17 protein-coding genes are annotated in these 24,332 nt (G+C 47.6%); 4 read left to right on the top strand and 13 right to left on the bottom strand.

Annotated elements, in window-relative coordinates:
- Positions 1-8: 8 nt before the first annotated feature.
- The 8 genes from K7B67_RS22065 to K7B67_RS22100 all read right to left on the bottom strand — a co-directional run bounded on the left by K7B67_RS22065 (position 9) and on the right by K7B67_RS22100 (position 8,447).
- On the bottom strand, positions 9-989 hold the full coding sequence (locus K7B67_RS22065; protein ID WP_252177994.1) for an alpha/beta hydrolase: 981 nt from the start codon (positions 987-989) through the stop codon (positions 9-11).
- A 27-nt stretch (positions 990-1,016) separates the two neighbouring features.
- Positions 1,017-1,667 carry a transcription termination/antitermination NusG family protein gene (locus K7B67_RS22070; RefSeq protein WP_252177995.1) on the bottom strand — a complete coding sequence of 217 codons (651 nt, stop codon included), beginning with the start codon at positions 1,665-1,667 and terminating at the stop codon, positions 1,017-1,019.
- A gap of 169 nt (positions 1,668-1,836) precedes the next feature.
- Positions 1,837-2,811 (bottom strand): molybdate ABC transporter substrate-binding protein, encoded by a 975-nt coding sequence (gene modA, locus K7B67_RS22075; RefSeq protein ID WP_252177996.1) that lies wholly within the window; start codon positions 2,809-2,811, stop codon positions 1,837-1,839.
- Positions 2,812-2,884: 73 nt separating this feature from the next.
- The gene (gene modA / locus K7B67_RS22080) at positions 2,885-3,841 is read right to left on the bottom strand and encodes a molybdate ABC transporter substrate-binding protein (protein WP_252177997.1); all 957 of its coding nucleotides are present in this window, start codon (positions 3,839-3,841) and stop codon (positions 2,885-2,887) included.
- 92 nt (positions 3,842-3,933) lie between these two features.
- Positions 3,934-5,097 (bottom strand): phosphoglycerate kinase, encoded by a 1,164-nt coding sequence (locus tag K7B67_RS22085; protein ID WP_252177998.1) that lies wholly within the window; start codon positions 5,095-5,097, stop codon positions 3,934-3,936.
- Between the two features lie 294 nt (positions 5,098-5,391).
- Positions 5,392-6,555: a methionine adenosyltransferase gene (metK, locus tag K7B67_RS22090; RefSeq protein WP_252177999.1), complete on the bottom strand. Its 1,164-nt coding sequence runs from the start codon at positions 6,553-6,555 to the stop codon at positions 5,392-5,394.
- Between the two features lie 36 nt (positions 6,556-6,591).
- A complete protein-coding gene (locus K7B67_RS22095; protein WP_252178000.1) occupies positions 6,592-7,560 on the bottom strand; it encodes a metalloregulator ArsR/SmtB family transcription factor in 969 nt (322 codons plus the stop codon).
- Positions 7,561-7,706: 146 nt separating this feature from the next.
- Positions 7,707-8,447: a helix-turn-helix domain-containing protein gene (locus K7B67_RS22100; RefSeq protein WP_252178001.1), complete on the bottom strand. Its 741-nt coding sequence runs from the start codon at positions 8,445-8,447 to the stop codon at positions 7,707-7,709.
- A 213-nt stretch (positions 8,448-8,660) separates the two neighbouring features.
- Between K7B67_RS22100 and glmU the strand changes: the two genes are divergently transcribed.
- The gene (gene glmU, locus K7B67_RS22105; RefSeq protein ID WP_252178002.1) at positions 8,661-10,037 is read left to right on the top strand and encodes a bifunctional UDP-N-acetylglucosamine diphosphorylase/glucosamine-1-phosphate N-acetyltransferase GlmU; all 1,377 of its coding nucleotides are present in this window, start codon (positions 8,661-8,663) and stop codon (positions 10,035-10,037) included.
- A 35-nt stretch (positions 10,038-10,072) separates the two neighbouring features.
- The gene (gene glmS / locus K7B67_RS22110) at positions 10,073-11,905 is read left to right on the top strand and encodes a glutamine--fructose-6-phosphate transaminase (isomerizing) (RefSeq protein ID WP_252178003.1); all 1,833 of its coding nucleotides are present in this window, start codon (positions 10,073-10,075) and stop codon (positions 11,903-11,905) included.
- 179 nt (positions 11,906-12,084) lie between these two features.
- Here glmS and K7B67_RS22115 read toward each other — a convergent pair whose 3' ends face one another.
- Together K7B67_RS22115 and K7B67_RS22120 are read right to left on the bottom strand one after the other, a co-directional pair.
- On the bottom strand, positions 12,085-14,943 hold the full coding sequence (locus K7B67_RS22115) for a hypothetical protein (RefSeq protein WP_252178004.1): 2,859 nt from the start codon (positions 14,941-14,943) through the stop codon (positions 12,085-12,087).
- A gap of 746 nt (positions 14,944-15,689) precedes the next feature.
- On the bottom strand, positions 15,690-15,896 hold the full coding sequence (locus K7B67_RS22120) for a hypothetical protein (protein ID WP_252178005.1): 207 nt from the start codon (positions 15,894-15,896) through the stop codon (positions 15,690-15,692).
- Positions 15,897-16,527: 631 nt separating this feature from the next.
- Here K7B67_RS22120 and ltrA point away from each other — a divergent pair.
- Both ltrA and K7B67_RS22130 read left to right on the top strand, forming a co-directional pair.
- Positions 16,528-17,853 (top strand): group II intron reverse transcriptase/maturase, encoded by a 1,326-nt coding sequence (gene ltrA / locus K7B67_RS22125; RefSeq protein ID WP_252176896.1) that lies wholly within the window; start codon positions 16,528-16,530, stop codon positions 17,851-17,853.
- A 343-nt stretch (positions 17,854-18,196) separates the two neighbouring features.
- Positions 18,197-19,267, top strand: a complete 1,071-nt coding sequence (locus K7B67_RS22130; RefSeq protein ID WP_252178006.1) for a hypothetical protein — start codon at positions 18,197-18,199, stop codon at positions 19,265-19,267.
- A 156-nt stretch (positions 19,268-19,423) separates the two neighbouring features.
- On the opposite strand, the gene K7B67_RS22135 is transcribed toward K7B67_RS22130, so the two are convergent.
- The 3 genes from K7B67_RS22135 to K7B67_RS22145 form a co-directional block, all read right to left on the bottom strand.
- A complete protein-coding gene (locus K7B67_RS22135; protein ID WP_252176943.1) occupies positions 19,424-20,527 on the bottom strand; it encodes an RNA-guided endonuclease TnpB family protein in 1,104 nt (367 codons plus the stop codon).
- A 22-nt stretch (positions 20,528-20,549) separates the two neighbouring features.
- Positions 20,550-21,116, bottom strand: a complete 567-nt coding sequence (locus K7B67_RS22140) for a recombinase family protein (RefSeq protein WP_252178007.1) — start codon at positions 21,114-21,116, stop codon at positions 20,550-20,552.
- 211 nt (positions 21,117-21,327) lie between these two features.
- The gene (locus K7B67_RS22145) at positions 21,328-24,186 is read right to left on the bottom strand and encodes a hypothetical protein (protein WP_252178008.1); all 2,859 of its coding nucleotides are present in this window, start codon (positions 24,184-24,186) and stop codon (positions 21,328-21,330) included.
- Positions 24,187-24,332 lie beyond the last annotated feature (146 nt).

Here is a 24,332-nt window from a genome sequence, read left to right on the forward strand (position 1 = left end):
CCCCGGGATTACTCCGCATTCAGCCTGCCAGTCAACCAGCAGAGGTAATCATCAACAGTTTCGTCCAGCTCATTCGGCAAGTGGTGCCGGGCACCTTCAAGATAAAAGACACTGGGTTGGGTATAGAGCTTTTCCAGTACCGGAATGTTATGCCCGGCATCGACGGTACGGTCGAATGTACCCTGGAGAATGAGTGGGCTGATCGGTGATTGTGTCTTGCTGGATTCAATGCGCCTGATCCAGCGATCCATAGCCATTACCCACTGAACAGGCAGAATGTCGGGGGACAAAGGATCGTTATGAGAAAGCTCCAGAAACGATTCTTTTCTGGAGTTCCGGGTGTATGTTCGGGGCAACTGGGTGATGAACAGTCTCGCCAGTTGCAACTGCAATCGTCCCAGTCTCCACCTCCAGGGTCTGACCAGGGGCGCTGATAAAATCACTTGTTGGAAAGGGCTGAGCCTGTGGTGGGCTTCCCTGTTGATCAGGCAGTCGGTAAGGATTGCACACCCGGTACTGTGGCCATAACTGTGCCAGGGCTTGGGCAGGTGATCTTCACAATGGCTCAGTATGTCTTCAAGAATCAGGGTGTAGACAGAAAAATCCGGGATCGTGGCGGGCTTGCCAGTGGAGAGCCCATGACCGGGCAAGTCATAGGCCAGAACATTGAACCCCTGTTCCAGCAGGAAGCGGATGATTCGGGGGAAGAGTCCAACATGATCGTAGTAACCATGAAGGAGAAAAAAAGTCCCCCTGGCATTGCACTTCTCAAACAGGTGACAGGCAATCCTGTAATCGCAGCTGTCGATAGACCCCATAGCGTGGCGAACATCCGCTGACCCGGCTGCAAAATTGATCCCATAAAAATCAAGGTATGTTTTGATGTCCGTATCCTGGCCGGTGTCAGAGCCCCTGGCTTTCATAGGAAAGTTCAGAGGCTTGATCTGGTTTTTAAGGCTTTCAGGGTTCAGCCTTTCAGGATTCATCATAGGCGACTTTGCTCGTTGCACTTTTCATCAGGCTTTCTTCAGATCCTTATACTTGGCTGCCATTTTCTGCTCGGAAACGACTTCGCAGACTGTCTCGCCTTGAGAATTTCTCTGCTTCCTGATGTGTTGCACCAGGATCAGACCCCGTTTAGAACCGAGGCCAGTCACAAACGTCATCTCCAGTTGCTGGTACAGAGATTGCCTCATGATCACCTTGTCACCCTTGTTGAAGGGGGCCGTTTTATCTGAAGCAGTGCCTTTACCTTCTGCACGGTTATTGAGGGCTTCGACAATTAACTGGATATCCTTGATCACTTCATGACCATTGGGGATAGGCTTGGGCAGCAGAGCCTGCACGTTCTGCTCCTGACTTTTGCTCAGGCGGCCATCCTTATGGAGCTGACGGGTGATCCGGTTAAAGTAGACGATCTCAATGACGCCACGGGTAGAGCGAATCTTGTGATAGCGATCCAGATCCTTGAGATCCAGGTAAAGAAACACATAGCCGGGAAAGAGAGCCTCTTCCTTCAGCGGGTCTTTGGCTTTGGCTCGAACCTTTACAATGGGGCAGTATGTATCAAATCCCTGAGTTTCCAGATTTTCCCGGGCTCTCTGCTCTTGATGAGGTTTGGCTTTCAGTAGGTACCACCCCTCTTGTAAGCACTCTTGATTTTGCATACCTGTTCCCTGAATGCTTTTCTGCCGAGTAGTACAAAAGCACAAATAGCCGGACGTGAGACCTTTTGACGATCCCATCGGCAACGGCTATTGAACTCATGAACTACAATCTGCGCAGTTACATCACAATGTCTATTTAAAGTGACTCATTATAATTCCCATGGTCGAACTATGCACCGCTTAACATCCAGAGTGCTGTATTTAGCCAGATGATCACCATCGCCGCTTTGGGGTAGGAGGACTGGCGTTTGTGGATGGACACTGAGCCACTGAGTACGAGGCTTGAACCTTCTTCCCTTTGGACGGGGGCTCTTTTATAACCATTAGCGGCAATAAACGCTTGTACTTCGTCAGAGAGCAGGTAATCGACAAACGTTCTGGCGGCGGCTTCATGCTCGGTGTCTTTGAGGATCACCAGTTCCTGAAGCAATGGCGTGTAAAGTTTTTGCGGAACCAGTGTGGCACCGACCGCGAGGTTAATCCTGTTGTTGCCATTGCTGTTGGTTCCCATCACCAGAGAAGCAGGTACAAAACCAACACTGGTAGAATCTTTTATGAGTCTCCATGTCAGTTCGACAAAGATACGGATAACCAATTTATTCTGGTCTTTGAGCGTTTGATAAAGGCCATATTTCTCAAGGACTGATTTAGCCGCATGCCCGTATGGGGCATCCAGCGGGTCTGCAATGTGAATGGCTGGTGGGTTGGTTTCTATGATGAAGGTTTTTATATCGTCGGGTTCTACCAGGACATTCTGGCCGTGCCAGAACGCCAGCAACCCCTGGGCGTAGATCTTTCTGGAATTTTCTAAAACCTTGCCCTCTTGTTCCAGTTCGGCCGTTCTTATGTTGTCAGCAGATAGAAACAGGTCAATCTTATCAGTGTTATTACTGATCGCCCTCTTCAGGTCTCCTGAAGAACCATAGCTGGTCAATTCCAGGGTGTGTCCGAACCGTGACTCGAACTGAACTTTCAGGGTTTCCAGGACATAAAAAAAATTCGATGCGACGGCCACCTTGATAGTATCAGCACCAGATGGCGGGCTGATAGAGAGCAGGCATCCAAGAATAAAAGCCATAATGGGTAATTCAGGAATGGCTTTGTATTCGAAGAAAGTTTTTTTAACAAAACGGAAGTGAAACAAGGTTGTTCTCCACAACTTAGTGAGTGAGTTACAGAGCTTAGTTCAGATTTCGGGAAGGGGGCGTCAAAAGGTATTAGAGAGCGGGCAAAAATGCCAACAACTCAACCAGAGCTACGCCCATAACGCTTACTATAACGCCTACGAGCAAGAATTGACTGGTACCGTGCACGGAGAAATAGGCGATGAGTGGATCGATTAAACCTGCTTTTTCTTTTTCGACCCGTGCTCTTTGATAACCACCATCGACGGCGATAAACTTCTGCGTTTCATCACAGAGCAGGTACTCGACCAGAGCTTTGGCAGCCGCTTCATGCTCGGTGGACCTGAGGATGACCAGCTCCTGAACCAGTGGTGGGTAAAGTGATTGTGGCACCAGAGTTATACTGACAGGGAAAAGAAGGCGGTCGAAGTTGGTGCCCTTCAACATAGAAAAAGGCATAAAACCAGCATCATAAGCATTTTGCCTATTCGTCCATGCCTTGCTGATATGGTCACTGACCATCAGTCTGCCCTGATCTTTGAGTGTTTCGTAAAGATTATAGTTCTGAAGGGCGGATACAGCGGCTTGTAGGTATGGAGTATCCTTCGGGTCTGCAATGTGAATGGCTGGTGGGGTCTTTTCGGTCAGGTAGCTTTCTATGTCTTCGGGTTTTAGCGGACCCCACTGACCGTGCCAGAACGCCAGCAACCCCTGGGCATAGACCGTTCTGGAGTTCTCTAAAATCTTATGCTGTCGTTCCAGTTCTGCCGTCTTTAAATTGTCAGCAGATAGAAAAAGATCAAACTTCTGAGTGTCATCACTGACCAGTCGTTTCAGTTCTCCTGAAGTACCATAGTGCAACTCCAGGGTATGACCATACCGTGACTGGAACCGCTCTTTCAGGCTTTCCATGACAAAATGAAAATTCGCTGTCACAGCGACCTTGATGGTGTCAGCGTTTGCTGGGGAAATGATGAAGAGCAGGCAGCCAAGAATGGCTTTGTATTCAGAAGCACGTTTCAGCTGCTTAACAAAACGAAAGTGAGACAAGATCTTTCTCCACAACTCAGAGGGTGAGTTGTAGAGCTTAGTTCAGAGCTTGGAAAACGGCAGTCAGAAAGTCTCTGACTGCCCAAAGGCTGTTATTGACAGGCTGCTTCCAGCATCGCTACAGCCGGGAGTTTCTTGCCTTCTACAAACTCCAGGAAAGCACCACCGCCTGTGGAAATATAAGATACACGGTCTTTAATTCCGTACTTGTCAATCGCGGCCAGCGTATCACCGCCACCGGCAATGGAGAACGCGTCAGACTCGGCAATGGCCAGAGACATGGAGCGGGTGCCTTCACCAAACTGGTCAAATTCAAAGACACCCACAGGGCCGTTCCAAAGAATGGTTTTTGAGGACTTCAGTACGTCATTAAACAGTTTCTGGGTTTGGGGGCCGACGTCGAAGATCATGTCGTCGTCTTCTACTTCGGATACCTGTTTAACGACAGCGGTTTCATTTTCGTCAAATTGCTTACCGCAGATCACGTCTACGGGCATGGGGACATCAACCTTTTTCATCAATGCTTTGGCATTGGGGATCAGGTCTTTTTCGTAAAGGGACTTGCCGACATTATGACCGGCAGCCGCCAGGAAGGTGTTGGCGATACCACCACCGACGATCAGCTGATCGCAGACATCAGACAGGGATTCCAGAACCGTCAGTTTGGTGGATACCTTGGAACCACCAACGATAGCGCACATAGGGCGTTCAGGGTTGCCCAGGGCTTTACCCAGAGCTTCCAGTTCACCGGCCAGCAACGGCCCTGCACAGGCGATTTCAGCGAATTTACCAACGCCGTGAGTCGATGCCTGAGCACGGTGAGCGGTGCCAAATGCATCCATAACATAAACATCGCACAAGGCCGCCATCTTTTTAGACAGGGCTTCGTCATCCTTTTTTTCGCCCCGGTTAAAACGTACGTTCTCAAGAATCACCAGCTCACCTTCGGCCACCTCAAAACCACCGTCAACCCAGTCTTTGATCAGGCGAACCTCTTTGCCCAGCAGCTGACCAATGTAATCCGCAACAGGTTTCAGCGAGAACTGTTCGTCGTACTCACCTTCGGTCGGGCGGCCCAGATGAGACGTTGCCATGACTTTGGCACCCGCTTCCAGGGCGCGCTGAATAGTGGGCAGAGAAGCGAGGATTCGGGCATCGCTGGTGACTTTGCCATCTTTGACGGGAACGTTGAGGTCTTCACGGATCAGGACACGTTTGCCAGCCAGATCCAGATCGGTCATTTTCAGTACGTTCATCAGGTATCTCCCTAAGCGCGGGTTCAGTGAAGATCGACTGCTGTCACGAAGAGACAACAGTACTGAGGGACAGAATTGGCATGGACAATAGCACAAAAAAACAGCACCCGGTACGTAGCTTTAGCCAGATATGACGTGAATCAATAGTGTTGTCAGGAGTTAACGCAGGAGCACAGGAATGCTATTGAGCCATCGTCGATCAACAGAACCGGAAGAAAGAAATAGCAGAGTCGAACAGAGGTCGCACAAAAAAGGCTGCACAAAGCAGCCCTTTTTAACAGAGGTCAGTATTGATTACAGACCTGCCGCGGCTCTCAGGGCATCCGCCTTGTCGGTACGCTCCCAGGAGAACTCTTCTTCTTCACGACCGAAGTGGCCGTAGGCTGCAGTCGCCTGATAAATAGGACGCTTCAGGTCCAGCATGTTAATCAGGCCTTTTGGACGCAGATCGAAGTACTCACGAACCAGCACTTCAATTTTGGCATCAGTAATCTTGCCAGTACCGAATGTATCAATTGAGATAGACGTCGGTTCAGCGACACCAATGGCATAAGACACCTGAATCTCGCACTTGTCAGCCAGACCGGCGGCGACAACATTCTTGGCTACGTAACGACCTGCGTAAGCAGCAGAACGGTCAACCTTTGATGGGTCCTTGCCAGAGAAGGCTCCGCCACCGTGACGAGCCATGCCACCGTAGGTGTCTACGATGATTTTTCGCCCTGTCAGACCACAGTCACCCACGGGGCCACCAATCACGAAAATACCGGTTGGGTTGATGTGGTAACGAGTGTCTTCATGAAGCCATTGCGCTGGCAACACTGGCTTGATGACTTTTTCCAGAATTTCTTTCTGCAGTTCTTCCTGAGAGATGTCAGGGTGGTGCTGTGTTGACAGCACTACGGCATCGACACTTTGTACCTTGCCTTCGCTGTCGTAACGCATGGTGACCTGACTCTTGGCGTCCGGACGCAGCCAGGGCAGGGTGCCGTTTTTGCGCAGTTCAGCCTGACGTTTAACCAGCTCGTGAGAATAGTAGATCGGGGCGGGCATCAGTACCGGTGTTTCGTTGGTCGCGTAACCAAACATAAGACCTTGGTCGCCTGCCCCCTGTTCATGTTCGCCGGTTTCGTCAACACCGACAGCAATATCCGGAGATTGCTTGCCAATGGCATTCAAAACGGCCACGCAATCACCGTCAAAGCCCAGGTCGCCATTGTCATAACCAATGTCAGTGACCACTTTGCGAACCAGTTCTTCGATATCGACATAAGTGTCGGTACGCACTTCACCGGCAACGATGACCATCCCGGTTTTTACCATGGTTTCAATTGCAACACGGGCTTCCGGATCATCCTTGAGGATAGCATCCAGAATAGCGTCGGAAATCTGATCGGCAATCTTGTCAGGATGACCTTCGGAAACGGACTCGGAAGTGAACAGCGTATAATCTGCCATAGTCGTTTTTCGCCTCTTAAAACTATTTAGCCCAGGTTAGCCCAGGGGGCTGAAAAGCCGCCTGACCTGAATCTGAAAGCCATTACGTAGCCCCAGGTACTGGGACTCACCTATTTTCAGGCCTGCATTCTGTGCCCAACCGTCAAGGTCTTCAGCACTGAATCCAAGCCATAAATCACCACAGGATTCCCGTACCCAATCCTGATTATGACTGCTCAATTCGCTGACTAGCATACTGCCACCAGGCTTCAATAGTTTTGAAACCCAGGTAAAAATATCGGAAGGGGCGACCACATGGTGCAACACCATATTAGCCACGATGCAGTCAAACTGGCCTTCCAGAGCATTCAGGGAAGCTATTTCCCCATGAATAAACTCAACGTTTTTCAGGTTCCGCTCTTTTGCCTTCTGCTGACTGATGGCCAGCATTGCTCCGCAATTATCCACAGCATAGACCCGCTGAAAGTAGGTACTCAGTGTTTCCAGAAAATCGCCTTCACCCGGTCCCAGCTCCAATACTCGCTGATGGTCAGGTAATTCGGTTTTTTCCAAAACGTCTGTGACACATCGAGCATAGAGATCATGGTCAGCGATAAGTTCCTGATGCTGACGAAATTGATCCACATTGCGGGCAAAAAAAGCCATGGATTGCTCAGCCCTCTGACCTCTGACCTGCAACAGACGACGGGTCAGGGAAGATGACAACGATAAAGTGTCCACCGCCGAAAAAAGGGAACTCATAAGGTCGTTAATAATCCCTTCCTGGGGTGGCAGAGCCCGACGGTAAAATACGGTATTACCTTCCTTGCGGGTACTCACAAGTCCGGCCTGAGAAAGAACCTTGAGATGGTGGCTCATGGCAGGCTGACGCACATCGAAAAGACGACTGAGCTCCAGTACCCCGAAAGAGTCTGTGCTCAGAACTCTTAATATCTCAAGCCTCAGTGCATCGCCATACGCTTTTCCTAAAGCAGCAAGCTGTTCGACTGATCCTGATTCCGACACGCAAAGCTCCTTAGCAATGGACCGTTGGCTTCTGGGGGCCAAAAGGATTCTACCCCGTCTGTTGAAAGCGGGAGTCTAGCAAGCAGTACAAAGTATATCAAAACATTTTGATATAGATTTTTGTGTATAAGTGACCCAGTCGTCAATTACAAGGTGTTCCATAACGTATCAAAGATAATTTGCTGGGTGCTGGCGATCTCAATGGAATCAATCACAACCGCAACGGGATAATCCATGGATGCCAGCGAAATCATGGCGACTTTTGGTGGGTAAATAGCAATGTAGCTGGCATCCACTTTACCGCTGGCATTGATCCATTTACGCTCAGAAAGTTCAGCATCCTCACCCCCTTCACCAATAGCAATAACCCGGACATTAATGCCCTTGCGGATACGCTGCTGGGTATAATTCGGAAAAGGTCGGTAGAGGTGCTGCCGGATCGGTTTGGATGAAAAAATGGAGTAGTTTTTATCGTCCTGTTTGGCGACGGTATTCAGTATGTCCTTAAGAACAAACTCAATACCACTGTCGCCTTCATAAAAGCGGACGTTGCCGGGGTTGAAGTCGGGTTTAAGCTGATTCAGTTGTGGGATCAGCTTCTGTTTCATCTCTTCAATGCTCTGTTCCAGAGATTGTTTTTTCTCCTCTGCCAGATCCAGAAGCTTTTCCGGAGGCTCGGCACAGAACACCCGTCTTTTTCCTTTTGGAAAGTAGCTGACAATACCTTTACCCGCCAGGGCTTTCAGGGTCTCATAGGTGGTTCCGCGATTAATATCAGCTTCAGCCGCAATATCGCGGATAGAAGCCGTTCCCAGCTTTAGCAAAGCCAGATAAAGCTGAATTTCTTTCTGGTCGAGCCCCAGCTGCTTTAATGTGTCGAGGTTCATATTGTCAATTTTCCAATGACAAACACGGTTGTGTTTTAGACTTTATAGGATAAGCTAAATCCAATACTGTAGAAAAGTGTCACCTTTTCTTATGACATGAGTCGTTAGGAAAGCGACACCGGTTTCTGATACCTCCTGCTGTTATTTGTCTGGTCTGTACTGTCTTTTTTCCCGTCAGGCGACACAGAAAAACCGAATTATTAAGAGAAAACCATGAGAGCTGATATCGTCATTCTTGCTGCCGGTCAAGGCAGTCGTATGAAATCCAACCTGCCCAAAGTCCTCCATCCCATTGCCGGTAAACCCATGTTGGAGCACGTCATTCTCAGTGCCCTGCAAACCCAGAAGGTGATTGGCGAAGGTGACATTCATGTTGTCATTGGTCACGGTGCGGACAAGGTAAAAAGTGCCCTGGGACACTACGACCTGAACTGGGTTGAACAGACGGAGCAGCTGGGGACAGGCCATGCGGTGCAGCAGGCGGTACCTGGCTGCAAAGAGGCCGATGTCGTGCTGGTACTCTACGGCGATGTGCCGCTGATACACACTTCTACCCTGCAATCCCTGCTGGCAGCCAGTAACGGTGAACGACTGGGTCTGTTAACCATCAATCTCGCTAATCCATCAGGTTATGGTCGTATTGTCCGGGATGATGTTGGCAATGTGCAGGCCATTGTTGAAGATAAAGATGCGACGCCTGAACAACTGGCTATCAACGAGGTCAACACCGGTATTATGGCCATTCCCGGTGGCAAGCTGGGAGACTGGGTCATGGGGCTGGATAACAACAATGCCCAGCAGGAATATTATCTGACGGATGTCGTGTCTAAAGCGGTGTCCGAAAAGACTCCGGTCGTGCATGTTCAACCACAGAAAGCGACCGAAGTGGAGGGCGTCAACAGCCGGGTTCAGCTGACAGAATTGGAGCGGGCTTTCCAGCAACAGCTGGCGACCGCCATGATGACCAGCGGTGTCACCATTATTGACCCTGCCCGTCTTGATATTCGTGGTGATATTAACACCGGCAAGGATATCCTGCTGGATGTCAACGTGATCCTCGAAGGCCATGTCGAGATTGCTGACAACGTGGTCATTGAGGCTGGCTGCATCATTCGCAATTCCAAAATCGGCGAAGGGGCTGTGATCAAAGCGCACTCGATTCTTGAAGAGGCAGACGTTGCTGCGAACTGTGAAGTGGGTCCATTTGCACGACTGCGTCCGGGTACTCAAATGGCAGAAAATGCCAAGGTGGGTAACTTTGTTGAAATCAAAAAGGCAGTCATTGGCCAGGGCAGCAAGGTCAACCATCTGACCTATATAGGCGACGCTGAAATAGGTACCGGTGTTAATGTTGGAGCGGGTACTGTGACCTGTAACTATGATGGAGTGAACAAGCACAAAACCGTGATTGAAAATAACGCCTTCATCGGTACCAACAGTTCACTGGTTGCACCGGTCACTGTCGGTAAAGGTGCGACCACGGCAGCGGGTTCAGTAATTACCCAAAACCTGGGCGAAGGCCAGCTGGGTGTGGCCCGCAGTCGTCAGAAAAATATTGACGGCTGGCAGCGTCCCAGCAAAAAGAATTGAATATCAGGCAGAACACAAAGCAAAGGTAGAAAATTATGTGTGGCATTGTCGGTGCTGTGGCACAAAGGGATGTAGCGCCCATTCTGTTAGAAGGTTTGCGTCGTCTGGAGTATCGCGGCTATGACTCCGCAGGCGTTGCCATCGTTGATGGCAATGGCGAACTGCAACGACTTCGCAGAACCGGAAAGGTTTCCGAATTGAGCGAAGCGATCAATGAATCTCCGGTTCCTGGTGGCACCGGTATTGCCCATACTCGCTGGGCGACTCATGGTGAGCCCAACGAACGTAACGCTCACCCCCACATCTCCGGTGAAGATATTGCCGTGGTTCATAACGGCATTATCGAGAACCACGAACGCCTGAGAAATTATCTGGAGCAGGCAGATTACACCTTTACTTCTGACACAGACACAGAAGTCATTGCTCACCTGATCAACCACGAACTGAAAAGTTATGACAGCCTGATCGCTGCCGTTCAAGCCGCTGTGCGTCAGTTAGAAGGGGCCTATGGCATGGTCGTTATGGATCGCAGAGATCCCGAGCGTCTGGTGGTGGCCCGTTCTGGCAGTCCGCTGGTCATTGGTCTGGGATTAGATGAAAACTTTATTGCTTCTGATCAGTTGGCGTTGTTTCCAGTCACCCGTCGCTTTATGTTTCTGGAAGAAGGTGATGTGGCGGAAGTGACCCGGACGACAGTGTCTGTCTATGATATCGACGGCAAAAGCGTTACCCGTGCAGCGGGCGAAAGTGATATTGAGCACGATGCGGGTGACAAAGGCCCATACCGCCACTACATGCTCAAAGAAATTCATGAGCAGCCCGATGCCATTGCCAATACCCTCGAAGGCCGACTGGGTGAGACAAAGCTGAACCTGGATATCCTGGGTAAAAACGGTATTGAGCTACTCAATAAAACCAAAGCGGTTCAGATTGTTGCCTGCGGTACCAGTTATCATGCCGGTATGGTGGCCCGTTACTGGTTTGAAGAGCTGGCAGGAATCCCCTGTCGTATAGAAATTGCCTCAGAGTTTCGCTATCGCAAATTCTTTGTGCCGGAGGACTGTCTGTTCGTCACTCTTTCCCAGTCAGGAGAAACGGCGGACACCCTGGCCGCTCTGAAGCTGGCTAAAGAGATGGGTTACATGGCTTCCCTGAGCATTTGTAATGTTCCGGGCTCTTCCATGGTTCGTGAGTCTGATATTGCTTTGATGACCCGGGCCGGAGCCGAGATCGGTGTTGCCTCAACCAAAGCCTTCACGACTCAGCTGGCCGCTCTGCTGATGCTGGTAACGGCCATTGGCCGTCACACCGGAATGACCGAAGAGCAGGAAGCCGACGTGGTTAAAGCCCTGAGAGAACTGCCCCATATCATCAGCAGTACGCTGGAAATGAGCAGTGAGATTGAAGTGGTTGCAGAAGATTTTGCCGACAAGCACCACTGCCTTTTCCTCGGTCGCGGTACTCAATACCCGATTGCCATGGAAGGTGCGCTGAAGCTCAAGGAAATCTCCTATATTCACGCAGAAGCCTACGCTGCCGGTGAATTGAAGCACGGCCCACTGGCTCTGATTGACAACGATATGCCCGTGATCGTAGTGGCCCCCAACAACGACCTGTTGGAAAAACTGAAATCCAACATGGAAGAAGTACGGGCCAGAGGGGGGCATCTGTTTGTTTTCGCAGACCGCCATGCCCGTCTGGTGGCAGGCGACGGCATTAAGATATTGCCAGTAGAGACTGTGCCGGAAGTGGTTGCGCCTATTCTCTATACCGTGCCTTTGCAGCTTTTGTCTTACTACGTAGCCATTATTAAGGGGACGGATGTTGATCAGCCTCGTAATTTGGCTAAGTCGGTGACGGTGGAGTGAGTTTGGTTTAAAAACGACAGAGGCAAGGTGTATGGTTTATTTCAGGCCATACACCGGAGCCTCTGATATGGTAAAGCGCAAATACTGCTTCAATGAGGAAGAGATTGAGTCTTTACAGTCTGAAGGTTGTGGTTCAGGCGTAGGTCGAGACTACCTTCCATGGATACTGGCTCAACAAATCAATCACTTTCCTCCATATCATCAAACCTTCGTTTCCGGTCTTGCCTTACCTGATTTGACGGATCTTGAGTATTTTGCAATATCTCCTGGTTATCAGGGCTGGTTTGCTCTTCGGTGAAAAGGAGTTCCTCTTGTGCTAAGTCAGATTCCAAAGTTGCAGACTGTGACGTGCTTGTTTCTGATTGCTGATACGGAAGATGGGCGACTGCCTGTGCAGCGGCTTGCGCCATCGGAACAGATCCATGGTTCAATAGTTCATCCGATAGCTCCTTAGGAATCATACCAAAGATCAAAAACATACTCTGTATAAATTTGTCTTTTTCTTCTGTTCCTTTGGATTTCAGCAACCTGAAAAGCTGTTCACGGGCTTTAAAAGTAAAGGTTTGTAAAAGCTCAAGCTGCTCAAGGGGTACATCTTTAGCAAAATCGCCATGATCAGGAAACATCCCTCTTAAGCGTATTCCGAGCATTGACCTTATAAGAACCAAAGCAGTAAACATAGCTTCAACATCTCTAAAATCTACATCTTGATTTTTAGCAACAGCTAATGACTGGGTATTAAGTGGTTCACTCGTGTGTCCAAGTAAAAACTCCTGGTTATCTTGAGTAATAAAAGAATATTTACTAGAAATCCCACAGCCCCACATAAAAACCTGTGATAGCTCCTCATTACTCATTTTCGGATCCGGTATACCAAAACCATATTTATCATAAACATCTCTGGCAAATTTATTAAACATTACTGTTGTTATAAATCTCGTTGGGAATAGTTCAGCTTGTAGCGACAGACTCGTTTCTTTAAATATCTGATAAATATAATTAATTAACTCTACTTTCTGTTCAGGACTTGGTCCTGAATAAAAGACTTGATCCGAGTCATAAGGAGAAATAAAACCTTCACTCTTTAAGTTATTCAGTAAGTCGTTTCTGAATCTTATCAAGGCAGTCCTATTCTCAAACTCATCCCTTTTAATAGCCAGTGTTTTAACAATTCTTTCCACCTCAACATAATTCTCAATCCCCTGGGATTGTGCTAATTCACCCACTTCTAAAATAAGGTAGTAAAGAGGCATGCTGTCATTTAAAAATTTAACCCATTTCGAATGAAATTTACTTAGGGTATTTTTATCTGACATAAAACTTTGAGTTAAAAGTTTATAAAGTGCTGGAAAATTATAATAATCATTAATGCGAAAACAATCCCCTTTCACCCTTCCCATGAAATCCAACGTTTTGAACCATTTAAATAGATGGATTGCTGAAGTACCAGCCCTTTTTGTGCCTGATTCAGATAACTCCCTGTCTTGTTCTATTGCAGGAGGCTGCTCTTCAGTTGGTACCTGCTCAAGTACACTGGACTCACGATACAGACATTCTTTGCATTTATTATAAGCAAGTACAGCTTTACCACAATTCTGGCATGACCCACTGTTTGATGATCCACCTGACCCATCATCATCTTCCCCACTCTCTCCCCCACACTCTCTTCGACTACCACCACCTTGATTTTGACGACCAGAGTCGCTTTGAAACTGACCACTGGCAGGTGAGGCCCTATTAGGGGCGGCCTGACTTCCGGCCTGACTGTTTTCGGCTCCTCCAGGATGGCTGATCCCGGTAGGGACGTGGCCCGGAAAAACGGACACGCTGCGTAATTGTTTGGGACTTAAAATAAAGGCTTGCTGGGCATCACGACCATAGTCTTCTGTTTGTAGCGGTTGTGGCGGGTTGCTGTTCAGGTAATGATCAAATACAGCTTCGGGATTATCAGGCTGTCTGGACAATGCCAGAAAAAGCCCTGAACTCCTTTCAAGGTTTGCAGCTTTTATTTTGTCCCAAAGCGCCTGCGAAATAATGATGGCCTGCTCATTCCAACCCTGCTTGATTTTGAGCACAATCCGGGTATCCCAAATCTGCTTTTTTACGGTTTGGCCGTCAGTGCCGGGCAGCAGAATCACGCTGCTGAACTGCTCACTCATCCATTCAAAGGAATAAAGGGGGCCCATCCCACCGCCGGGTCTTTTCTTGAATAAATTGCCTAAATCATCGTCACTGCCAAAATCGCCACCACCAGAGCTTGTGAATGGTTTACTGTTATCCGCAGCACCTGAGGCTCCGGGTATCGCAAAAGGCGCACTAAAACGGCTGCCGTCGTCAGAATGACCGAACCCATCTTTTTCAGCCTGTTTATTGCGGTAAAAAATATCGACAAATGATGTTTTTTTATTAGCGGACCTATTACTGCTCGATGACGATGGCAAATCAGTGCTTTCTGAAACAATACCGCTGCATTCCGGTTCTATAACCCACCCATTATCATTGTCTTCAATGGCTAAAACCAGCGATTGATGACCCGCCGGTAAACGCCATCTGGTCGTGTATTCGTGCTGCCAGCGCTCCTTGTTGGGTGTCGATGCAACCCGTCTTATTCTCCCATTTTGTATATCCGGCACCCCCTGACCCGTTACAGGCTTTTTAAATACCGGGGGAGAGGGAAAATGTACTGCCGACGATGCAGGGGGCGTTCGAAAACAAAAATTAAATTGATCGCCCGGCTGGCTGTCGAGGATGACGTAAAACTGATTGTTCTCCAGTTCAGAAACTGTTTTACCGTTCTCACCAACGGCCTTGCGATCATAAGTAAAAAGAAGGGGCGGGTTGTTCTCTATAAACGACAGTTTGCTGATCTCCCCCGATGACTCAGCCCATCCCTCATCAATGGCTTTGGAGGAACTTCCCCAACCCATCCAGCTCAACAGGCCGCTATAAGCAGCACAGTGACCAGCAAGTGGCAAAATGACAGACAAGATAAATAAAAAACACAGGCGAGCCATAGTCAGAAGCATTGCTATTTTCATGATGGATTTACCTGAAGGTTTTATCAGTAAGACGTAACAATAGACCTTATATTTGGAAATGTTTTATTTCTTTTTATCTATCTAATTCCGGATACCGGATAACACTTCATCCCCCTTCTTTCTTTTCACGTTAGATGGCAGCTGGTCATGCGCTTTCCTTTTGGGTCTCTGGTCGGCAGGCAGATGGGTCTGTTTGTGCCTTTTCAGATTGCCTTCCTGATTGGAGCTGTAGTTCAGCCCTCATGGTCACACCGGTGAAGCTTGATTCTCTGGTCGTCGGTGCTGTAAGAGGGTATTTCACGGTCTGAAACGGGCTCCTGCTTAATCTTTTTCAGCTCCAGAGTCGCATCATACTGACTGATTTCATTTGATACTCGAAAGGGATTGAGTGTCGTGGTTACATACTGAGCATCAGATTCATCTTCGTTTGAACAGATGTCGATGCTTTCATCAGAGGTACCGTTAGTGGCTATTTCACTGTCTGAAACGGGTTCCTGCTTAATGTTTTTCAGTGCCGGAGCCGCACAATACTCACTGATTTCATTGGCTACCCGAAAAGGGTTAAGTGTTGTGGTTTCATATCGAATATCTGATTCGGCATTAGCTTCGTCTTCATCTTCGTTTAAACGGTTGTCGCTGCTTTCATCAGAGGTGCTGCTGTCTTCACTGTTAGAACCATTATCAGAGGCTGCCCGACTGTAAGTCTTAGCTATGACGCACCATTCAATGCCCTCTTCTTCTGGTTCCTAAAGCCAGCCTCTAAAGCAAGAGAGCATTAGACTCCCCCTTTGTTTGGCTGTTGCAATGAGTTCACTTTGCTGGTTATTTCTTTGCGCCTTGCCAACAGCCAGGGCGAAAAGCAAAGGCATACTGTTTTCCTGAGTTTGGCCTTTAGAGCAATGCGCAAAAAAGGCGATGGGCAAAATCAAAATCAATGGTTTTTTGGATAGCAAGGTCTGGCTTCCCAGTCGTTGAAATGTTTATTTGGAAATCAGGTTAGACAAAATTCGGGAGGTGGATCATTTTTAGCGAGTAGTTCACGATTAATGGCTTTGTGGTTTCTGGTATGTAGATATTAGCTTCTGACTCCCCTACACCCCCTCGTTCCCACGCTTCGCGTGGGAATGCATACGTGTGCCGAGCATGTCACACAGCTTGGGGGTGAAAGTCCCCTGTCCAGCCAGATGAGGGCGAAGGACTAGTGAAGCACAAGGTTTGTATCGTGAGGTGCAGGCTGAAGGCAGTGTGGAGCAAAACCGCGAGCCGACGAACAGAAATCAGATATGAGGCTGTTTGCGTGAGGACGAGTCAGCGTATGATGACGAAGTCCATACTCATCCGGACATTCAGGCAGTAGATCTGGCGGTTGTGCGGCGAAGGCGGTGTGACTTACCTCGGGAGGTCTGTGTGGTGTCTGATATTTCGGACTGAGGTCATCGTAAGGTGACTTGACCGCCACACAGAAGTCAGCAGATGGCATAGTAGCTGGCGTATGTCAGTGAAGGCCTGAACGGTACAGAGTGGTGAGTAGTTTCTGTTATTCGATACACTGGACGCAGACAAATCCAGCAAACACTGGAACTCATGCCAAGTGGTCACGGCGGAACCGGAGGCTGCAAGGCTATGAGAGCTGAGGTCGTGTCGGTATCACAGGATTACGAAAGCCCGGCGGGTGGTACTAGACTGATGGAGCGTATCGCCAACCCCAATAATTTAACAAGAGCCTTTCAGCGAGTTAAACGCAATAAAGGCGCAGCAGGGATCGACCGTATGACAGTGGAAGGGTTGTACACCCATCTACAAGAACATGGTCATGAACTGCGACAATGTCTTTTGCAGGGAGAATGGCGTCCTGCTCCCGTAAGGCGAGTACTGATTCCCAAACCGGACGGAGGAGAAAGGCAGTTGGGTATACCAATCGCCTTAGACCGAATGGTGCAGCAAGCGATACAGCAAGTATTGCAGGCCGAGTGGGAACTAAGGTTCTCATCTTTCAGTTACGGGTTCAGGCCGAACCGGTCAGCTCATCAGGCGATTAATCAGGCTCAGTCGTATATCCGAGAAGGATATAACTGGGTTGTGGACATTGACCTGTCGAAATTCTTCGATCGGGTTAACCATGATCGACTGATGGCAAAACTGGCAGTTCACACAGATGACAAGGATGTATTACGTTTAATTCGACGATTCCTACAGTCCGGAGTGATGGAGAACGGGCTGGTAAAACCGCAGACGGAAGGAGTGCCTCAGGGAGGGCCGCTCTCACCTGTGTTGTCTAACATCGTACTGGATGAACTCGATAAAGAGTTAGAAAAGCGTGATTTACGATTTGTACGTTACGCTGATGACTGTCGGGTGTTTGTGCGAAGCAAGAAAGCAGGCGAGAGAGTGATGGCAAGTTTGACTCGTTACATCGAAAGTAAGCTGAAGCTGAAAGTCAACGTTGCGAAAAGTGCAGTTGACAAGGCATGGAGGCGGGCGTTCCTGGGATACAGCTTTACCAGAGATGGCAGGAAGAAGCTGGCAGATAAAACCTGCAAGCGGTTCAGGGACAAGGTCAAACAACTAACCCGCAAAGGCGGGCGGTCACTGGAGCAGAGATTGGAGTCTCTGAATCGCTATTTACGGGGCTGGAAGAACTACTTTCGAGAAGTTGAAACCCGTTCGGAGTTTGAAAACTTTGACTGCTGGATCAGGCGACGATTGAGAAGTTTGCTCTGGTATCAATGGAAGAAAAGTCCGAAGCGATATGCGGAGCTAAGAAGGCGAGGAGTCAGTGAAGAGCTGACGAGGCAGACAGTAGGATCGAGCAAAGGGTACTGGCGGATAAGCCGGAGTCCTGCGCTGCACTTAGCATTGCCGAATAGTTGGTTCGATGAATTAGGTTTGATTAGATTATTGGCTGCTTAACTGACCGAAACGCCCAGTACGGACCCGTATGCTGGGTGTTGTGGGAGGAGCGTAGCTGTGAGGCTACGCCCTATCCCGATCTCACCTAACAAACTGGTACATCATTTCAATGAGTTTGATGTAAACAATCCACGTTCATCCTGAGCACCCTTCGACTCCGCTCAGGGTGAACGGAGTTTGGGTGCCATTAATAGTGAGAACGAGGGGTGTACGGATATCAGAGCTTGGCTGCACTAGATTGGCGCGGTTTAGATTTTTGCTGAAATTTTCCCAGGTTTTGTGCGCAGGCCTTACCGCAAAGCTATAGTTTTACTCCCATGTATAACTATTCAGATGACTTCACATGTATAGAGTATCTAAAAGCTATTTTATTTTTTTCATCTTAATAATCTTCGCTATACAGCACGCAAAAGCCATTTCTTTCGCAACTGGCTATACAATTTCCGTCAACGGCCAGAAGATAGGTTCTATGCGACGGTTTACTAACAGCGAAGGCCAGGTCTCACTACATGTTCAAATGATACCTTTATCCCCAACACAAGACTCTGGTGAAGTGGACATTTTATCGTTGATGATGTCTGCGCAGATGCCGGGTTTGCATCAGATTTTGTACCATTGGCAATCACTTCTTTCAGGATCTTATACAGCCTCAGCTTCGCCAGTACAGAATAATGAAATGACAATAACCCTGGAAGAAACTGGCGATTACTCAGGCTCAGTCCGTTACGACTTTCTGGGTCGAACAATCCGCTTCTCAGAGACAGACCATAATAAAGAAGCAGGCGTTATTATTGGCGGAGCAGAAGTCTATTTCTCTACCCCTTACGAAGGGTTTTGTGCGCTACCTTTGCCTCAACAAACTTCAACCTATGAAGAAGACAATAGCCTTGCAGATATTACAACGATTGCTGCCGGGCATCTGGAGAGTCTTGGTGCCCTGAATGCAGCTGCCCTGAGCGATGCTCATGGCGAGCCGGTAACAGCTTCACTTTTCACTTTTGGCCAGCAGTTTGAACAGTTATTAAACCTGTTGGCCGAAGGGCAGAATCATAATAGTGGGCTGCTCAGTTTAAACTCTGTGTTTTCGGCTTTTGTAACACCACCTGGAAGTCACAACTTTGAAATCATACCTCTGGGGAATGGACAGGAGGTCGTCTATAACCCGATCACTAATACGTTTACACAGAAAGACCCTGATAACGACCCGAATCCTTGCGGAGTGATCTCAAGTTACCAACATGATTCAAATGGGATTATTTCTTTAATAACGGTTCATGGTGCAACAGGTGAAGTGACATTTTCCATGGATCAGGAGGATCAGGCTGCACCAGCTTCTAATTCATCAAGTGCCAGTCTTCCAGACTCTGCACCAGTCCTTTGGCCTGTATTTTCACCGCCCCAAAGTTTTCAGTGAACATGTCCAGGGATCTTGAAAGATACAGAGGACATCCATATAAATTTAAAATACAGCTCAGAAGGTAGCTCTCGACTTCAGCGGATACTCAGTGGTCTTAGCTCTTGATTAAAACCGCAACGAGCGCAACACTCGCTGTTATGGCTAAGGCTCAAGCTACCTTGTCAAACACTTAAGAAAGACATTTCTGGCACCGTTGATGTCACGATCAACGGTGAAACCTTCTCCCTTAATAACTTTGGAAGAACCTAATTTTTCGTCAATGGTCCCGTTCCATGATCGAGTCTTGGATGTATAGGCTTCGTTGCAATCAACCACATGCTTTCCATACTTTTTTGCGTACCACTTAAGCCGCTTTTTGAATTGGTAGTGGTTGAGGTCAAGCATCTGGCGGCAGGTGTTACGGCGTATGGTGCGAACCTTCTTATTTTTGCGTGTGACCATACCTCTTGTCTCAAAGGTTGGCAAAAATACAACGTCGTAGTTCGACACCAGCTCGAACGCCAGCCGGTTATGCAGATCAAGAACAATGTCATCCTTTTTGCATTTCAGCCGGTCAATTTCCCTGTTGAAATGAGTAATCCGATCTCTTGCCCACTGGGGCATATCGGGGAACTCAACGCCCTTCTGCGTGTTCAGGATTTTTTGCTTTTGACTGACCAAGCTGTCCACTTGTTTCATCAGTGGGAACAGCTTTGTTTTTGCAACGTTATCACCCGCTATCAACGCCTCTTTTTCGCTGTAGCAAGTGGCAAAGGTGCGAACTCCGGGGTCAACTCCAACGCATCTAACCTTCCCTTGGATTTCGGGATTTAGCTCAATATGTTGTTGAACCTGAACGAACCAGCGACCTTTGTCGTAGGTTATGACACAAGATTTACCCATCGCTTCTGCTGGCACATCTTCTGTCAGGTGAATCTTGCCAAGAGCGTCTACGCAGGGATTTAATCCCTTTGGGAAACGGTCAATAGAGAATGAGTGCCTGCTACCTTTGCGGCTTTTGAAATGGATTTCTGCAAAGCCCTCTTTAGCTCCCTTGAGCTTCTTGTTGTGCTCGCAGACCGCTTTGAATTTAGTCGCTGCCTCCAGTGTTCCGTTATCAGAAACAATCGAGTTATAAGCCCTGCCACTTTCTTTGTGCTCTTGCTTCACTTGAGCTTTAATGGCAGGTCGCATGTTGATGAGTTTTCCGCTGGCATCTTTATAGTCATCGTTACGGAAACGCTCAACAGCAAGGTTGTACGACCTGCGATAGAGCATCAGGGCATCGTGATAGGCTTGCTCATTCTCTGGGTAAAACCTGATCTTTTTTGACGCTATTATCTTTGCGTCTTTTAGCAGATCGCTTCCCGTAGTGGCTATTGCAGAATGAGGTAATGAAACCGATAAGCTCTTGGGTGTCGAATGACTCACTGGCGTTATCCGGGTCATCCAAAACCTCGATGTGTCCTCCCGATAATTCAACAAGCCATTTGATGAGTTCAAACCCTGATCGGGCAAGGCGATCTTTTGTGGCAACCACAATATGGGTTGGATTTCCGCACACCGCTGATTCCAGAATGGTTTGCAGTCCTTTTCTCTTAAAGTTGAAAGCACTGGCAATGTCGCTGATAAATTCTGCATCAAGGTGCTCTTTGAGTAAGATACGCTTTTGCATTTCAATGCTGGATTTTTGCTTTCCAGAACTGACTCTTGCGTAGCATATCTTCCTTTGCTGGTTAATGAATATGCGAAAGTGACCACCACTGGTTTGTTTAACTTTTTCGTAGTGACCGCTTTCGATCTTGCGCCTTATGGTTTGGCTGGTTACGCCTTCAATCTTGGCTAGCTTTGTAGTTGAAACCCACAAGATAAATTCACCTTTATAATGATTTATCTTGTGTCTAGCGTAATTGATTTTGCGATTGTTGCAATTTTATTTGACTGTTTGTCTTTTGAGCGCAGTGACGGGTCTCACAGCCGCTGATGGGCACTAATCTGTTCGAAACCATGAACTGGGAGACGATCGTCTGCTGACGCAGACCCGCCCCTGAAGGAACGGGTTTGCGCCAGCATTTCGATCAATCACTTTGCTCCACATCATCAAACCTTCGTTTCCGATCTTGCCTTACCTGATTTGACGGATCTTGAGTATTTTGCAATATCTCCTGATTCTCAGGGCTGGTTTGCTCTTCGGTGAAAAGGAGTTCCTCTTGTGCTAAGTCAGATTCCAAAGTTGCAGACTGTGACGTGCTTGTTTCTGATTGCTGATACGGAAGATGGGCGACTGCCTGTGCAGCGGCTTGCGCCATCGGAACAGATCCATGGTTCAATAGTTCATCCGATAGCTCCTTAGGAACCATACCAAAGATCAAAAACATACTCTGTATAAATTTGTCTTTTTCTTCTGTTCCTTTGGATTTCAGCAACCTGACAAGCTGTTTACGGGCTTTAAAAGTAAAGGTTTGTAAAAGCTTAAGTTGCTCAAGGGGTACATCTTTAGCAAAATCATCATGATCAGGAAACATCCCTATTAAGCGTATTCCGAGCGTTGACCTTATAAGAACCAAAGCAGTAAACATAGCTTCAACGTCTCTAAAATCTACATCTTGATTTTTAGCAACAGCTAATGACTGGGTATTAAGTGGTTCACTCGTGTGTCCAAGTAAAAACTCCTGGTTATCTTGAGTAATAAAAGAATATTTACCAGAAATCCCATAGCCCCACATAAAAATCTGTGATAACTCCTCATTAGTCATTTTCGGATCCGGTATACCAAAACCATATACATCATAAACATCTCTGGCAAAGCTATTAAACATTACTGTTGTTATAAATCTCGTTGGGAATGGTTCAGCTTGTAGCGACAGACTCGTTTCTTTAAATACCTGATAAATATTATTAATTAACTCTACTTTCTGTTCGTGACTTGGTCTTGAATAAAAAACTTGATCCTGGTCATAAGGAGAAATAAAACCTCTGTTCTTTAATTTGTTCAGTAATTCGTTTCTGTATCTCCTCAAGCCAATCCCATGCTCAAACTCATCCCTTTTAATAGCAAGTGTTTTAACAATTCTTTCCACCTCAACATAATTCTCAATCCCCTGAGATTGTGCCAATTCACCCACTTCTAAAATAAGGTGGTAAAGAGAAAAATTGTCATTTGAAAATTGAACCCATTTCGAATGAAATTTACTCAGGGTATTTTTATCTGACATAAAACTTTGAGTTAAAAGTTTATAAAGTGCTGGAAAATTATAATAATTATTATTGCGAAAACAATCCCCTCTCACCCTTCCCTTTAAATTCAACGTTTTGAACCATTTAAATAGATGGATTGCTGAAGTATCAGCCCTTTTTGTGCCTGATTCAGATAACTCCCTGTCTTGTTCTATTGCAGGAGGCTGCTCTTCAGTCGGTACCTGCTCAAGTACACTGGACTCACGATACAGACATTCTTTGCATTTATTATAAGCAAGTACAGCTTTACCACAATTCTGGCATGACCCACTGTTTGATGATCCACCTGACCCATCATCATCTTCCCCACTCTCTCCCCCACTCTCTCTTCGACTACCACCACCTTGATTTTGACGACCAGAGTCGCTTTGAAACTGACCACTGGCAGGTGAGGCCCTATTAAGGTCGGCCTGACTTCCGGCCTGACTGTTTTCGGCTCCTCCAGGATGGCTGATCCCGGTAGGGACGTGGCCCGGAAAAACGGACACGCTGCGTAATTGTTTGGGACTTAAAATAAAGGCTTGCCGGGCATCACGACCATAGTCTTCTGTTTGTAGCGGTTGTGGCGGGTTGCTGTTCAGGTAATGATCAAATACAGCTTCGGGGTTATCAGGCTGTCTGGACAATGCCAGAAAAAGCCCTGAACTCCTTTCAAGATTTGCAGCTTTTATTTTGTCCCAAAGCGCCTGTGAAATAATGATGGCCTGCTCATTCCAACCCTGCTTGATTTTGAGCACAATCCGGGTATCCCAAATCTGCTTTTTTACGGTTTGGCCGTCAGTGCCGGGCAGCAGAATCACGCTGCTGAACTGCTCACTCATCCATTCAAAGGAATAAAGGGGGCCCATCCCACCGCCGGGTCTTTTCTTGAATAAATTGCCTAAATCATCGTCACTGCCAAAATCGCCACCACCAGAGCTTGTGAATGGTTTGCTGTTATCCGCAGCACCTGAGGCTCCGGGTATCGCAAAAGGCCCACTAAAACGGCTGCCGTCGTCAGAATGACCGAACCCATCTTTTTCAGCCTGTTTATTGCGGTAAAAAATATCGACAAATGATGTTTTTTTATTAGCGGACCTATTACTGATCGATGACGTTGGCAAATCAGTGCTTTCTGAAACAATACCGCTGCATTCTGGTTCTATAACCCACCCATTATCATTGTCTTCAATGGCTAAAACCAGCGATTGATGACCCGCCGGTAAACGCCATCTGGTCGTGTATTCGTGCTGCCAGTGCTCCTTGTTGGTTGTCGATGCAACCCGTCTTATTCTCCCATTTTGTATATCCGGCACCCCCTGACCCGTTACAGGTTTTTTAAATACCGGGGGAGAGGGAAAATGTACTGCCGATGATGCAGGGGGCGTTCGAAAACAAAAATTAAATTGATCGCCCGGCTGGCTGTCGAGGATGACGTAAAACTGATTGTTCTCCAGTTCAGAAACTGTTTTACCGTTCTCACCAACGGCCTTGCGATCATAAGTAAGAAGAAGGGGCGGGTTGTTCTCTATAAACGACAGTTTACTGATCTCCCCCGATGACTCAGCCCATCCCTCATCAATGGCTTTGGAGGAACTTCCCCAACCCATCCAGCTCACCAGGCCGCTATAAGCAGCACAGTGACCAGCAAGTGGCAAAATGACAGACAAGATAAATAAAAAACACAGGCGAGCCATAGTCAGAAGCGTTGCTATTTTCATGATGGATTTACCTGAAGGTTTTATCGGTAAGACGTAACAATAGACTTTATATTTGGAAATGTTTTATTTTTTTATCTATCTAATTCCGATACAGAGGACATCCATATAAATTTAAATACAGCCTACAAACTGGAGCCTGTTCGGTC

Source organism: Endozoicomonas sp. 4G, assembly GCF_023822025.1.
GTDB lineage: Bacteria > Pseudomonadota > Gammaproteobacteria > Pseudomonadales > Endozoicomonadaceae > Endozoicomonas_A.

Coding starts and splice junctions, on each gene's coding strand:
- ltrA (WP_252176896.1), top strand. CDS start 16,528: ATGCCAAGTGGTCACGGCGGAACCGGAGGCTGCAAGGCTATGAGAGCT.
- K7B67_RS22135 (WP_252176943.1), bottom strand. CDS start 20,527: ATGCTCTATCGCAGGTCGTACAACCTTGCTGTTGAGCGTTTCCGTAAC.
- glmS (WP_252178003.1), top strand. CDS start 10,073: ATGTGTGGCATTGTCGGTGCTGTGGCACAAAGGGATGTAGCGCCCATT.
- K7B67_RS22145 (WP_252178008.1), bottom strand. CDS start 24,186: ATGAAAATAGCAACGCTTCTGACTATGGCTCGCCTGTGTTTTTTATTT.
- K7B67_RS22065 (WP_252177994.1), bottom strand. CDS start 989: ATGATGAATCCTGAAAGGCTGAACCCTGAAAGCCTTAAAAACCAGATC.
- K7B67_RS22115 (WP_252178004.1), bottom strand. CDS start 14,943: ATGAAAATAGCAATGCTTCTGACTATGGCTCGCCTGTGTTTTTTATTT.
- glmU (WP_252178002.1), top strand. CDS start 8,661: ATGAGAGCTGATATCGTCATTCTTGCTGCCGGTCAAGGCAGTCGTATG.
- K7B67_RS22130 (WP_252178006.1), top strand. CDS start 18,197: ATGTATAGAGTATCTAAAAGCTATTTTATTTTTTTCATCTTAATAATC.
- K7B67_RS22085 (WP_252177998.1), bottom strand. CDS start 5,097: ATGAACGTACTGAAAATGACCGATCTGGATCTGGCTGGCAAACGTGTC.
- K7B67_RS22070 (WP_252177995.1), bottom strand. CDS start 1,667: ATGCAAAATCAAGAGTGCTTACAAGAGGGGTGGTACCTACTGAAAGCC.
- metK (WP_252177999.1), bottom strand. CDS start 6,555: ATGGCAGATTATACGCTGTTCACTTCCGAGTCCGTTTCCGAAGGTCAT.
- K7B67_RS22100 (WP_252178001.1), bottom strand. CDS start 8,447: ATGAACCTCGACACATTAAAGCAGCTGGGGCTCGACCAGAAAGAAATT.